Origin of the sequence: Paraburkholderia pallida (genome assembly GCF_004524855.1) — a bacterium.
Classification (GTDB): domain Bacteria; phylum Pseudomonadota; class Gammaproteobacteria; order Burkholderiales; family Burkholderiaceae; genus Paraburkholderia; species Paraburkholderia oxyphila.
Window position 1 is genome coordinate 2,721,115 of sequence record NZ_CP038148.1, and the last position, 13,359, is coordinate 2,734,473.

General features: G+C 66.1%; 9 protein-coding genes. 3 read left to right on the forward strand and 6 right to left on the reverse strand.

Features of this window, described 5'->3' with window-relative positions:
- Positions 1-29: 29 nt before the first annotated feature.
- Positions 30-4,877 carry an ATP-dependent RNA helicase HrpA gene (hrpA, locus tag E1956_RS12315; protein WP_232071132.1) on the reverse strand — a complete coding sequence of 1,616 codons (4,848 nt, stop codon included), beginning with the start codon at positions 4,875-4,877 and terminating at the stop codon, positions 30-32.
- Between the two features lie 23 nt (positions 4,878-4,900).
- Between hrpA and argA the strand changes: the two genes are divergently transcribed.
- From argA to proP, 3 genes are all read left to right on the forward strand, one after another.
- Positions 4,901-6,301, forward strand: a complete 1,401-nt coding sequence (gene argA, locus E1956_RS12325; RefSeq protein ID WP_134749195.1) for an amino-acid N-acetyltransferase — start codon at positions 4,901-4,903, stop codon at positions 6,299-6,301.
- 70 nt (positions 6,302-6,371) lie between these two features.
- The gene (locus tag E1956_RS12330; RefSeq protein ID WP_027793465.1) at positions 6,372-6,647 is read left to right on the forward strand and encodes an oxidative damage protection protein; all 276 of its coding nucleotides are present in this window, start codon (positions 6,372-6,374) and stop codon (positions 6,645-6,647) included.
- Between the two features lie 642 nt (positions 6,648-7,289).
- Positions 7,290-8,759, forward strand: coding sequence for a glycine betaine/L-proline transporter ProP (proP, locus tag E1956_RS12335; protein WP_134749197.1), 1,470 nt, complete (start codon positions 7,290-7,292; stop codon positions 8,757-8,759).
- A gap of 133 nt (positions 8,760-8,892) precedes the next feature.
- Here the strand turns inward: proP and E1956_RS12340 are convergent, their stop codons facing one another.
- The 5 genes from E1956_RS12340 to E1956_RS12360 all read right to left on the reverse strand — a co-directional run bounded on the left by E1956_RS12340 (position 8,893) and on the right by E1956_RS12360 (position 12,958).
- Positions 8,893-9,372 carry a metallophosphoesterase family protein gene (locus tag E1956_RS12340; RefSeq protein ID WP_134749199.1) on the reverse strand — a complete coding sequence of 160 codons (480 nt, stop codon included), beginning with the start codon at positions 9,370-9,372 and terminating at the stop codon, positions 8,893-8,895.
- 155 nt (positions 9,373-9,527) lie between these two features.
- Entirely contained in the window at positions 9,528-10,127 is a 600-nt protein-coding gene (locus tag E1956_RS47535; protein WP_134749201.1) for a cupin domain-containing protein, read from the reverse strand.
- Positions 10,124-11,626: a mercuric reductase gene (locus tag E1956_RS12350; protein ID WP_134749203.1), complete on the reverse strand. Its 1,503-nt coding sequence runs from the start codon at positions 11,624-11,626 to the stop codon at positions 10,124-10,126. Before E1956_RS12350 ends, E1956_RS47535 begins: the two co-directional genes overlap by 4 nt.
- Before the next feature lie 313 nt (positions 11,627-11,939).
- On the reverse strand, positions 11,940-12,149 hold the full coding sequence (locus tag E1956_RS12355; protein WP_134750574.1) for a hypothetical protein: 210 nt from the start codon (positions 12,147-12,149) through the stop codon (positions 11,940-11,942).
- Between the two features lie 194 nt (positions 12,150-12,343).
- On the reverse strand, positions 12,344-12,958 hold the full coding sequence (locus tag E1956_RS12360; RefSeq protein ID WP_134749205.1) for a glutathione S-transferase family protein: 615 nt from the start codon (positions 12,956-12,958) through the stop codon (positions 12,344-12,346).
- Between the last annotated feature and the right edge of the window lie 401 nt (positions 12,959-13,359).

Sequence of the window (13,359 nt, forward strand, 5' to 3'; positions counted from 1 at the left end):
CGCGAAGTGTCACGGGCCGTCGCGAGTCTTCAGCGCTGCATCGACTCCCAAACCTTGTGGAGCCGCTTGACCGACACCGGCATGGGCGTGCGCAGCTCCTGCGCGAACAGCGAGATGCGCAGCTCCTCGAGCAGCCAGCGGAACTCGGACAAGCGCGGATCGTACACGCCGCCGCGCTGCGAAAGCGCGCGCTGATACTGCTGCGCGAGCGGCAGGAGCTCGGCCGCCTGACGCGCGTCGCGGGTCGGATCGGCGCGCAGCTTGTCGATGCGCAACGCCACGCCCTTGAGATAGCGCGGGAAATGCACGAGCTGCGCGTACGGCGTCTCCAGAATGAAGCGCTTGCCGATGAGCGCATCGACCTGCGCCTGCATGTCCGCCGCCGGCGCGCCGAAGGCCTTCGCCTGCACGAGCTTCTTCGTCACCGAAGCGTATTCGGCGAGGATCTGCCCGACGAGGCGCGCGATCTCCTGCGCGAGCAGCGAGAGACGTCCGCGGCCTTCGTCCTTGCGCGCGTGGAAGCTCGCTTCGTCGTCGGGCAGCGGGTCCTGCAGGCAGGCGCGGTCGAGCGCGAGCTCGATCAACTGGTCGCGCAATTCTTCCTGCGTGGCCCGCGCCATGAACTGCATCGCCATCTCGCGCAGGCCCGGCAGGTTCTTCTCCATATAGCGGATCGGCTCGCGCAGCTGCAGCGCAAACAGACGTCGCAAGCCAGCGCGATGGATGCGCGCAGCCTCTTCGGGCGAATCGAACACTTCCACGTCGCAATGCGCGCCGCGGTCGACCAGCGCCGGATAGCCGAACAGCGTCTGGCCGCCCCGGCGGATCTCCAGCAGCTCGGGCAGCTTGCCAAAGTTCCAGGTCGTGAGGTTCTCGTAGAGCGCGGTGGCCGGCGCGGCGTCGGTGGACGCGGGCGTTTGTGGCGCGTTGCCTGGCTTCGACCCGCTCTTCGCCGCGCTCGCCGGTGCGTCGGCAGCACCCTGCGCTACGTTTTGCACCGGGGTGCGCGGCTCCCCTGCCCCACGCGCTTCGAGCGCCGCCAGCGCGGTCGCACTCGCGAGCTTCTGGAACTGCTGCTGCGCCTGCGCGCCCAGCTCGCTGCGCAGTTGCGCGAGATTGCGGCCCATCGCGAGCTGGCGACCGTGCTCGTCGATCACCTTGAAGTTCATGAAAAGATGCGCCGGCAGCAATTCGAGCTTGAAGTCGGACGACTTCAAGGCGATCTGCTTTTGCTCGCGCACGTCCGCGATGAGCGCCTCCACGAGGCCGCCCGCGCCGAAGCGCTCACTGCCCACGCGCTCGGCGAAGCCCGCCGAGTACTCGGGCAATGGCACGCAATGGCGGCGCAGCTTCTGCGGCAGCGACTTCAGCAACAGATGCGCCTTCTCCTTGATCATGCCCGGCACGAGCCATTCGCAGCGGCGCGCGTCGACCTGATTGAGCGCGTAGAGCGGCACCGCAAGCGTCACGCCATCGCGCGGCGAGCCCGGCTCGAAGTGATAGGTGAGCGCCATCGCCACGCCCGACATCGTCATGCGCTTCGGGAACAGCTCGGTCGTCACGCCGGCGGCTTCGTGGCGCATCAGGTCGTCGCGCGAGAGATAGAGCAGGCGCAGCTTGTCTTCGGGCTGACCGCTCTTTTTCACCTCGTCGCGATACCAGCGCTCGAACGACGCGCCCGAATAGATGCCCTCGGGAATCGCCTGATCGTAGAACGCGAAGATCAGCTCGTCGTCGACGAGCACGTCCTGGCGGCGCGACTTGTGCTCGAGCTGCTCGATGTCGGCGAGCAGCTTGCGGTTGTGCGCGAAGAACGCGAGCTTCGTGTCGAACTCGCCCTCCACGAGCGCGCCGCGAATGAAGAGCTCCCTTGCGCGCGCTGGGTCCTGCTTGCCGAACGCCACGCGCCTGCGCTGATAGACCGGCAGGCCATACAGCACGCCGCGCTCGAACGCGCTCACCTGCGCCGCGCGCTTTTCCCAGTGCGGCTCGGAAAGCGACTTGCGCAGCAGATGCGCGCCCACCTTCTCGAGCCACTCGGGCTCGATCTTCGCGATGCAGCGCGCGTACAGCCGGCTCGTCTCCACGAGCTCGGCGGCCACGACCCAGCGCCCCGCCTTTTTCACGAGCGCCGAGCCCGGCCACAGATGGAACTTGATGCCACGCGCGCCGAGATAGTGCGGCTCATCGTCGGCTTTCAGGCCGATATTGCCGAGCAACCCCGTGAGCAGCGCGTGATGGATCTGCTCGTAGGTCGCATCCGCTTCGTTGATGCGCCAGCCGTGCTCGCGCACCACCGTGAGCAGTTGCGAGTGGACGTCGCGCCATTCGCGCAGCCGCAGATGCGAGAGGAAGTTCGCGCGGCATGAATCCACGAGCTGCTTGTTCGACTTCTTGTGCGCGACGGCGTCCTCGAACCAGGCCCAGATCTTGAGCCACTGGAGGAATTCGGAGCGCTCGTCGGCAAAGCGGCGATGCGCCTGGTCGGCTTGCTCCTGCGCCTCGATCGGCCGGTCGCGCGGGTCCTGCACCGAAAGCGCGCTCGCGATGATCAGCACTTCGCGCATGGCCTGCTCGTCGCGTGCGCCGAGAATCATGCGACCCACGCGCGGGTCGAGCGGCAGGCGCGCGAGCTCGCGGCCCAGCGGCGTGAGCGCGTTGTCGTCGTCGACGGCGCCCAGTTCATTGAGCAGCTGATAGCCGTCCGCGATCGCGCGGCCCGGCGGCGGCTCGATGAACGGAAACGTCTCGATCGCCGTGAGATGCAGCGATTTCATGCGCAAGATCACCGCCGCGAGCGACGAACGCAAAATTTCCGGATCGGAAAATTTCGGCCGTCCAAGGAAATCCTGCTCCTCATAGAGGCGGATACAGATGCCGTCCGCGACGCGGCCGCACCGGCCCGCGCGCTGGTTCGCGGCGGCCTGCGAAATCGACTCGACCTGCAGCTGCTCGACCTTGTTGCGGTACGAGTAGCGCTTCACGCGCGCGAGGCCCGTATCGACGACGTAGCGGATGCCCGGCACCGTGAGCGAGGTTTCCGCCACATTGGTGGCCAGCACGATGCGGCGCGCGTTCGACGGCTTGAACACGCGCTCCTGCTCCTGCGCGGAGAGCCGCGCGAACAGCGGCAGGATCTCGGTGTGCGGCGGGTGGTGCTTGCGCAGCGCCTCGGCGGCATCGCGGATCTCGCGCTCGCCGGGCAGGAACACGAGCACGTCGCCGGAGCCTTCGCGGCACAGTTCGTCGACGGCGTCGACGATGGCTTCCATCAAATCGCGGTCGGTATCGCGCTGCGATTTACCGCCTTTCTCGTTGCGCTCGCGCCCCGTCGTGCCCTGCGCGGCCTTCACCGCCGGGCTGTCCTCCTGCACCGGCCGATAGCGCACCTCGACCGGGTACAGCCGCCCGCTCACCTCGATCACGGGCGCGGGCTTTTCCTCGCTGCCGAAATGGCGCGCGAAGCGATCGGCGTCGATGGTCGCCGAGGTGACGATCAGCTTCAAATCGGGCCGGCGCGGCAAGATCTCTTTCAGATAGCCAAGCAGGAAGTCGATGTTCAGGCTGCGCTCGTGCGCCTCGTCGATGATGATCGTGTCGTAGGCCTTGAGCAGCGGATCGGTCTGCGTCTCGGCGAGCAGGATGCCGTCGGTCATGAGCTTGACCGACGCGCCCGGCGCGAGATTGTCCGTGAAGCGCACCTTGTAGCCGACCACTTCGCCGAACGGCGTGCCGAGCTCTTCGGCAATGCGGCGGCCCGTGGCCGACGCCGCGATCCGGCGAGGCTGCGTATGGCCGATGAGGCCCGTGCCGCCCGCGCCGCGTCCGCGCCCGAGCGAGAGCGCGATCTTCGGCAATTGCGTGGTCTTGCCCGAGCCGGTCTCGCCGCTCACGATCACGACCTGATTTTCGGCGATGGCGCGCGCGATCTCCTCGCGGCGGCCCGAAACCGGCAGCGCTTCGGGGAACGTGATCGGCGGAATGGGATTCGGCGCGATCGGGGCGCGTGGCTCGCGTGGCGCGCGCGGTTCGCGGGGTTGACGCTCGGCGCGCGGCGCGCGCTCGCCTTCGTTGGCGGGGCGCGATGCGCTTTCGGATTTGGGCTTGCCGGGCTGCGGCTGCTTCGGCTCGCGCGCTTGATCGGGCTGCTTTGGTTGCTTCGGCTGCTGCGCGCGCGGCGGTGGATTGCGCGGCGTTTGCGCCTGCGCCTGCGCATCGCGCGGCTCACCGCGCTGCGCCGTGCGTTGATCGTTGCGCGACGCGCCCGGCTGCGAGCCTGTGCGCTGCGGCTGCGGTTCGCGGCGCGCCTCGCCCGTTCGCCCTGCGCCCTGAGATTCTGCACGCGCAGGCCGCTGCGCTGCCGGCGTGTTTTCGCTACGCTGCGGTGCATGCGATTCAGTGCGCGGCCGCGTTTGCGCTTGCATGGGTGCCTGCGCTGTCGCCTCCGGCGTCTGCGGCTGCACAGATGCCTGCGTTCTTGTCTGCGGTATTTGTGGAGCCTGTGCCTGACCTTGCGGTCGCGCTTGCGTCTGCTGCGGCGTCTGCGCAGCCGCATGCGTGCCTGGGCGTGTTTCGCGCGGCGCCGCCGGCTTCATCGCGGCTGGCTCCTGCCCCTGCGCATGCGCCGTCTGCGCGCTCTTTTGCTCGACGTCCTGGCTAAGTTTTTCGCCGGCCGCCTGCGCGCTCTTCTGCGCTTTCTGCTGATTGCTCGCCCCGCCGCTCACGAGTGCGGCAAGCCGATCGGCCGACGCCAGCGTCTGCCCGTCGCCATACTTTTGCGACGCGCGCTTTTCCTGCGCGCCGCCATGCGCCGCGTCTTTCCCTGCTGGGGTGTTGCTGCCCTGCGCCGAGGCAGGTCTTTTGGGTACATTCGACATGGGGGCGCATTATAATCCCGGGCATGAATTCCCAAACCGACCTCGTCCCCGCCTCCGCGAGCGCGCCGGCCTCCGCCGCCGCGGATTCCGCATCAGAGCAAGCTGCCCAGCAAGCCGCGCAGCACGCGCAGTTCGTCGACTGGATGCGATCGGTCGCGCCCTACATTCATGCATTTCAGGGCAAGACATTCGTCGTCGGCTTCGGCGGCGAAGTGGTGCACCAGAATCTGCTCAACGCGCTCGTCGCCGACATCGCGCTCTTGCAGGCCATGGGCATCCAGATCGTGCTCGTGCACGGCTCGCGCCCGCAGGTCGAAGAGCAGATGAGCCTGCACGGCGTGGAGTCCGAGTTCTCGCACGGCATGCGCATCACCAATGCCCGCGCGCTGGAGTCGGCGAAAGAAGCCGCTGGCGAAGTGCGACTCGACATCGAAGCCGCCATCAGCCAGGGTCTGCCGAACACGCCGATGGCACACGCGCACATCAGCGTGGTCTCGGGCAATTTCGTGACGGCGCGGCCGGTCGGCATTCTCGACGGCGTCGACTTCCAGCACACGGGCGTCGTGCGCAAGATCGACGCCGATTCGATCCGCCATTCGCTCGCGAGCCGCAAGCTCGTGCTGCTCTCGCCGCTCGGCTTCTCGCCCACCGGCGAGGCGTTCAATCTGTCGATGGAAGACGTCGCCTCGGCGGCCGCCATCGCGCTTCGCGCCGACAAGATCGTTTTCCTCACGGAAACGCAGGGCCTGATCGACGAGGAAGGCGAGCTGATCCGCGAAATGTCGCTCGACGACGCCTACAAACTGCAGGAAAGCGGCACCGTGCTCGGCGACGCGGGCTTCTATCTGAAGCACTCCATTCGCGCCTGCCGCGGCGGCGTGGGCCGTGCGCACATCATTCCCTACGTGCTCGACGGCGGCTTGCTGCTCGAACTGTTCCTGCACGATGGCGTGGGCACCATGATCTCGTATGAGAACCTGGAGAGCCTGCGCGAAGCCACGCCGGACGACGTCGGCGGCATTCTCACGCTGATCGAGCCGCTCGAAAGCGACGGCACGCTCGTGCGCCGCGGGCGTCACCAGATCGAGCGCGACATCGACCATTTCTCGGTGATCGAGCACGATGGCGTGCTGTTTGGCTGCGCCGCGCTCTACGCGTATTCGCAGGAGCGCATCGGCGAAATGGCGTGCCTCACGGTCTCGCCCGAGGCGCAAGGCTCCGGCGACGGCGAGCGGCTCCTGCGCCGCATCGAGCAGCGCGCGCGAGCGCGTGGCCTCACACGCATTTTCGTGCTCACCACGCGCACGGAGCACTGGTTCCTGAAGCGCGGCTTCGTGAAGGCCACGGTCGACGACCTGCCCGAAGACCGCCGCCGCCTCTATAACTGGCAGCGCAAGTCGCTCGTGCTGATGAAACAGCTATGAAAGCGCCGTCCCCGTCTGGGGACGAAGCGCGACGCGCCGCCCACACCTACGACTACAGGAGAAGCACAGCATGGCCCGTATGATCCAATGCGCCAAGCTCGGCAAGGAAGCCGAGGGACTCGACTTTCCGCCGCTGCCGGGCGAACTCGGCAAACGCATCTACGAAAACGTCTCGAAAGAGGCATGGCAGGCGTGGCTCAAGCAGCAGACCATGCTCATCAACGAGAACCGGCTGAACATGGCCGACCCGCGCGCGCGCCAGTACCTGATGAAGCAGACGGAGAAGTTCTTCTTCGGCGAAGGCGCCGATCAGGCGTCGGGCTACGTGCCGCCGACCGAAGGCTGAAAGGCCTGCGCCGCGCGCCGGGACCCATTCCCGGCGGCCGTCTCCACGGCGGCACTCGATGCGGCCAGACGAAGCGAAAAAACCGCGCCTCCGGGCGCGTTTTTTTATGCGCTTCATGCGTTTTCCGGGTCCATCCAAGGGTGCGTCAACAGCGCCGGTCAGATCGCGCAATCCCCCGCCACACGGGGCTTCGCGGGCTCCCCGGGAACCCCCGCCGGACGGTCGGTTTGCGCGATCTTACGTTATCGTGCTATCATAACGCTTCGTTCAACAGGCATTAGCCATCAATTGCAATCGGGCCGGCACCCAAAACCGCCTACTTCCTGATTGCTTTCATACAAAAAGAACGCTCCGCCACGCGGACCGTCTTTTTCGTTCAGCGGCGCTTCACCGGGCACCCTCGTGCCGGTCCAGCGTCCTCATGCGCCCTGCCCCCCGGCCACGCAGGCGCGACGCATACGCACAATTCGATTGAGTGTCGTTTCGCGACACTTCAGCATGCCACTCGTGCGCCGCCTGCCTCGCAGACGGACCGGGCGCCCTCCCTTTGCGGCGTTCGCGCGCGAAATGTCGCCGCTATCGCGAAACGGCACTCTCCGGCAACCGTGGCGAGCTTTTGCAGGCTCGTCGCTGTCATTGGAGATGCATACCTTGACCGCTTCCACTTCCGGCTCATCGGCGAGCTCGACCGACCTGACGCTCGACGACATTACGATCGTCGACAAAAGCCTCCTCAAACGCGCCGTCGGCGCCATGGCGCTTGGCAACGCCATGGAATGGTTCGACTTCGGCGTCTACAGCTACATCGCCGTCACGCTCGGCCAGGTGTTCTTCCCGTCGAGCAGCCCCTCGGCGCAGCTCATCGCCACCTTCGGCACGTTCGCCGCGGCCTTTCTCGTGCGCCCGATCGGCGGCATGGTGTTCGGGCCGCTCGGCGACCGCATCGGCCGCCAGCGCGTGCTCGCGATGACCATGATCATGATGGCCTGCGGCACCTTCGCAATCGGCCTGATTCCGTCGTACCACTCGATCGGCATTGCCGCGCCCGTGCTGCTGCTCGTGGCGCGCCTGATCCAGGGCTTCTCGACGGGCGGCGAGTATGGCGGTGCCGCGACCTTCATCGCCGAGTTCGCCACCGACAAGCGCCGCGGCTTCATGGGCAGCTTCCTCGAGTTCGGCACGCTGATCGGCTACGTGCTCGGCGCGGGCACCGTTGCCGTGCTGACCGCCGTGCTCTCGCACCAGCAGCTGCTCGACTGGGGCTGGCGCATTCCGTTCATGATCGCGGGCCCGCTCGGCCTCGTGGGTCTTTACATCCGCACGAAGCTCGAAGAAACGCCTGCCTTCAAGCGCGAAGCCGAGCTGCGCGAAGCCGAAGAGCATGCGCGTCCGAAGCTCACGCTGAAGTCGCTCGTCACGGAGCATCTGCGCCCCTTCCTGCTGTGCGTGGGCCTCGTGCTGATCTTCAACGTGACCGACTACATGGCGCTCTCGTATCTGCCGAGCTACCTCTCGGCGACGCTGCACTTCAACGAAACGCACGGCCTCTTCCTCGTGCTGATCGTGATGGTGCTGATGATGCCGATGACGCTCGGTTTCGGCCGCCTCTCGGACGCCATCGGCCGCAAGCCGGTGATGCTCGCGGGCTGCGTGGGCCTGATCGTGCTGTCGATTCCCTCGCTCACGCTGATCCAGACGGGCGAGCTCCTGCCGGTGTTCTTCGGCCTCCTGATTCTCGGCGCGCTGCTGTCGTGCTTTACGGGCGTGATGCCCTCCGCGCTGCCGGCGCTGTTCCCTACCGCAATCCGCTATGGCGCGCTCGCGATTGGCTTTAACGTGTCGGTGTCGCTGTTCGGCGGCACGACGCCGCTAGTCGCCGCCTGGCTCGTCGAGCACACGCAGAACCTCATGATGCCCGCGTACTACCTGATGGGCGCCGCGGTGATCGGCATCATCTCGGTCGTGGCGCTGCACGAGACAGCGCGCAAGCCGTTGCCGGGCTCCGCGCCGTGCGTCGGCACCAAGGCCGAGGCGCATGCGGTGCTGCGCGGCGTGCGCGTCGCCCGCGAAATCGACGAGGATTACGCCGCGCACGGTGCGGTGCGGGTGTGACGCAGGCGTAGCGCAGTTGCGCTCCGCTATGCATTGAGGATTTCGTATCGGAAATCATCGAAGGCCAGCCCTGTGCTGGCCTTTTTTGCGTCTCGCGCGCGGCGGCGCCGATGCGCGCGACGCGCTCAGTCGATCAGTCGATCAGTCGCGTGTGCTCGACGTGCAGCGCGCCGTTGTTTCCGATCGTCAACATCGCGGCGGAAATCGGCAATTTGAAGCGACGCGGTCCGGCACTGCCCGGATTGACGTAGTGCACGCCATCACGGATTTCAAGCGCCGGCTTATGCGAATGCCCGCTGACCACGACGGCGATGCCCTGCGCTGCCGGATCGCCACTCAGGTCGGGCAATTCGTGAACGACGGCTATCGCGATGCCGCCGATTTCGACGACGGTTTGCATCGGCAGCGCCTCGGCCCATGCGCCGTGGTCGTTGTTGCCACGCACTGCCGTCAGCGGCGCGATCTGGGCGAGCCGGTCGAGCACGCCTGGCTCGCAAATATCGCCCGCATGGACGATCGCATCGCATCCCGCCAGGAAGCTCAGCAACTCGGGCCGCACGAGACTGTGCGTATCGGAAACCAGCGCGACGCGCAGCGGATGTTGACGTGACATGGGACGGCGTTTCGTAACGGAAAAAAGTTGCGGCGCGGGAGACGATTGAGCGCGCGTGGTCTGCGCGGTTCGCGGCTCAGCCGATACGGGTGATTATCGTCGACGTGCCGTGCGTCTCGTCTCCGAAAGGAAAATTCCGTCGTCGCGATGCTGGCTCACTCGCGCTCGTCAGCGCCCGCACCAAAATACACGGCGAGCCACACCGTGGGCGCCGCCGTGTCGGTCCACGCCACACGGTGCCGGCAGTGTGCAGGAATATGTACGTAGTCGCCGGGGCGCATCCGGTGGCGCGCGCCACCTTGCGCCTCGAATTCCAGCTCCGCCGCGCCCGCGAGCAAAACCACCCACTCGTCGCGCGGATCGTCGTACCAGAACCCTTCCGGACTCGCCTGCCCCGTCGAGACGATCCGTTCGATCAGCACGCCGGCTCGCGCGATGAGCCGCTCGAAACGCTCGTCGCGCGCGCCGGCTTCGATGCCCGCGTAGAGGTTGCCGACCGATGCGTTGCCCAATGCGCTGCTCGATGTGTTGCCCGACGCGCTGCTCGATGCGTTGCTTGATGCGTTGTCCGACGCGCTGCTCGATGCGTTGCTTGATGCGTTGCCCGACGCGCTGCTTGATGCGTTACTTGATGCGCTGCCCGACGCGTTCCTTGATGCGCTGCTCGATGCACCGCCCGATGCGTTACTTGAAGCGTTGTCCGAACGGTTGCCAGCACGGTCGCCGGCCTGCGCGTGTCCGCCGGACGCGCTCATGCGAGCGGCCTCAGTCCGTCGAGCAAGGTCGGCACCAGTTCGCTCACTGTCGGGTGAATGTGCATCGCGTATTGGAGCGTCGTGTACGGCGCATCCGCGGTCATCGTGTCGATGAACGTGTGGATCGCCTCGTCGCCTTCTATGCCAAAAATCGTCGCCCCAAGAATGCGCCGCGTTTGTGCATCGACCAGCGCCTTCATGAATCCATCCGTCTCGCCGCGCTCGCGCGCGCGGCCAACTCGCGACATCGGCATCGTCGCGATCAGCGCAGGCCGCCCGCCCGCGCGCACCTCGCGCTCGCTCAATCCCACACGCGCAAGCGGCGGATCCACGAAGACGGCATAGGCCGGAATGCGCGCGTCGGCACTGCGCGACACGCCGTCGAGCAAATTCGCCGCGACGATCTGGTAATCGTCGTACGAGGTATGCGTGAATGCCCCGCGCCCGTTCACGTCGCCAATGGCCCACACCCCTGGCTCGCGCGTGCGCAGTTCTCCGTCGACGGGGATGAGGCCGTGCTTGTCGCGCTCGATGCCTGCCGCGTCAAGCCCGAGATCGTCGGTATTCGGAATGCGGCCTGTGGCGAACAGCAGATGCGAGACGTCGAGCGCTTCGTGGTCGAGTTCGATGCGTATGCCGTCCGGGTGCACCAAGCCCGCCTGCGCGCTTGTGCCAACCACACCGCCAGCCATGCCGCCGGCGCCGCTCGCGCCGAGCGGCGCCACGCTGCGCGGCGCGTTGCCGAAGCGAAACTCCACGCCTTCGCGCGCCAGCACGTCCTGAACGGCCTGCGCGACGTCGTCGTCTTCGCGCGCCAGGATGCGCCCCCCACGCACGAGCACCGTCACGCGGCTGCCGAAACGTCGAAACACCTGCGCAAATTCCAGCGCCACGTAGCTGCCGCCGACAATCGCCAGATGCGCCGGCAATGTCTCCAAAGCGAGCATCGTCGAGTTGGTTTCGTATCGGATACGGTCGAGCCCCTGCAGATCGGAAACAGCCGCGCGCGTGCCGGTATTGATGAAAATTTCGGGCGCTTCGAGAAGCATCGTCTCGCCGCTCGCCAACGCCACACTGACCGTATGCGCACCGGTAAAGCGTGCATGGCCCTGCAGCACCGTAACGTTGGGCGCATTGCGCAGCCAGCGCTCGACGCCATCGCGCGACGCACCAATGATGCGGTCCTTGCGCGCCTTCACGAACGCGAGATCGACGCTCACATCGGCTCCTTGCGCGGCGTTTTCCGCGCCGTTTTCCGCGCCGCCTTGCGCGGCGTTGCCGATACGCACGCCGAAATCCGCCGCGTGGCGCGCCACATGCGCGGCGCGTGCACAGGCCACATAGGCCTTGGTCGGCGTGCAACCGACATTCACGCAAGTGCCACCGAACGCCGCGCGCTCGATCACCGCCGTCTTGCGCCCGCTGGCGCCGAGCCGCACCGCGAGCGGCGGACCGCTCTGCCCCGTGCCAATCACGATCGCATCGAAACGCTGTGCCATGCCGACCTCCTTCTTGCGAAACGGCGTGCCGCTCGCATGCGCGCGTTACGTTCGCGCCATCTTACGCCGGCAACCCTTGCGCCGCGCGTGAGCGCGCGCGGTCCCGCCGTGCATCGGCAAGCCGGCGCGGCAAACCGGTCAAAGCATCGGCATTTCCAATCGGAAAACGAGAAAAAAAAGCCGCCCCGGATCATGAGGCGGCTCACAAGGTGACGTCACAACAGCAAACGGGCGAAGCCGCTGCGCGTCGGGGGGAGAATCGTGAAAGCGCTACGCTATCTGTGACCTCTCGGTCGCTCGCAAGAAAATGGGATCAGTGGACGCGTTCAGCCGGCGCAGCACAGTCATGGCTTGCGCACCAGAGTTCGCGCGAACGCTGCAGCGCCGCACGTGCACCGCGCGTCGCCACCATCAGTCCGATCTGGCCCATATTGAAGTCGAGCGACACCATCAGCTGCATCAGGTCCACCATCGGCAGAACCAGGGCTGGCTGATACAACTGTCGTTCGATAAAAGATTTCATGACGGCTCTCGCTTGAACCGCCGCGTCGCTCTGACGCAGCGGTATTTCCATGAGAGCCATTTTAGGAATGTAGCGTCTGCCGATAAATGGCCCGGACGCGAAGTCACTTGTTGCTAAACGCGAACAATCGGGCACACAGCAGCGCCAACTACGGGACAGAACGATCAGCGGGCCCGCGCGCGCGGGCCCGTGGCTCACTCGAGCGGCGTTGCGACGAACTCCGGCAACGCTTCGGCGCGGGCCGAGTGCGCGGCGAGCGCCGGATAACGCGCGGGGTCCGCAACGCCCGGCAAGATGTGCTGCGTGAAGCGCCAGGCCACCGCCGCCGTGATGTCGGCCTGCGTGATCCGCCCCGCGCAGAGCCACCCCGCACGGCCGACCAGCAGTTGGTCGAGCACCGCATACGCCGCGTGCATCTGCGCATTGACGCGCTCGAACCACGGTTCGTGCTGACGCTCCTCGGGCCGCAACTGGCGCTCGTACACCTGCTGCACCGTCTTCTCCATGGCCGCCAGCGCGAACCCATTCACGCGCAGCGCGAAGGTGCGCTCCTGCGATTCTTCGGGCATCAGACGCCGCGCCGCCGGCACCTTGCGGTCGAGGTAGTCGAGGATCAGCGTGGAATCGATCAGCAGCGTGCCGTCGTCGTCGATGAAGGTCGGGGCCTTCACGACCGGGTTGATCTGCGCGAACTCGTCATAGTGCCGGAACACCGACACACTGCGGTGCTCGAACGGCATCCCGAGCACGTGCAACGAAATTGCGACGCGGCGCACATACGGGGAATCCATCATGCCAATCAACTGCATTGCTTCACCTCGTACAAGAAAAGGGGACCGGACAACCGATAGTGCAGCATCGGCGAATGCATTTCAAGATTAGCGACGGAGTCCTTGCGATCGACCGTTCTCGACTTGCGACCACCTCGTTCGCTCCAGAAAAACAGTGTCCGAATATATGAATCGGAGCGCGTGTCGTCTGAAAAAATGCACGACAGAATCGTGAAATCTGATCGATATCAAACATTAATATGGGGCCAAACTCGCCGTGTCGATGTGCCACGCAAGATTTATTTTGTCCGGCGCTACATTCGTTAGCTGACGTCACACGTGACGCGACGCGCCATTGTTGCGGCGCAGCGTTCCCGACTTTCGCGATCCGTCACCATGCGCCCTCTCGCACAGCCGCGCCGCGTAAGGCTCAAGCTGTC

Excerpts from the sequence above, each read along its gene's own strand:
- hrpA (WP_232071132.1), bottom strand. The coding sequence starts at position 4,877 with ATGTCGAATGTACCCAAAAGACCTGCCTCGGCGCAGGGCAGCAACACC.
- argA (WP_134749195.1), top strand. The coding sequence starts at position 4,901 with ATGAATTCCCAAACCGACCTCGTCCCCGCCTCCGCGAGCGCGCCGGCC.
- E1956_RS12330 (WP_027793465.1), top strand. The coding sequence starts at position 6,372 with ATGGCCCGTATGATCCAATGCGCCAAGCTCGGCAAGGAAGCCGAGGGA.
- proP (WP_134749197.1), top strand. The coding sequence starts at position 7,290 with ATGCATACCTTGACCGCTTCCACTTCCGGCTCATCGGCGAGCTCGACC.
- E1956_RS12340 (WP_134749199.1), bottom strand. The coding sequence starts at position 9,372 with ATGTCACGTCAACATCCGCTGCGCGTCGCGCTGGTTTCCGATACGCAC.
- E1956_RS47535 (WP_134749201.1), bottom strand. The coding sequence starts at position 10,127 with ATGAGCGCGTCCGGCGGACACGCGCAGGCCGGCGACCGTGCTGGCAAC.
- E1956_RS12350 (WP_134749203.1), bottom strand. The coding sequence starts at position 11,626 with ATGGCACAGCGTTTCGATGCGATCGTGATTGGCACGGGGCAGAGCGGT.
- E1956_RS12355 (WP_134750574.1), bottom strand. The coding sequence starts at position 12,149 with ATGAAATCTTTTATCGAACGACAGTTGTATCAGCCAGCCCTGGTTCTG.
- E1956_RS12360 (WP_134749205.1), bottom strand. The coding sequence starts at position 12,958 with ATGCAGTTGATTGGCATGATGGATTCCCCGTATGTGCGCCGCGTCGCA.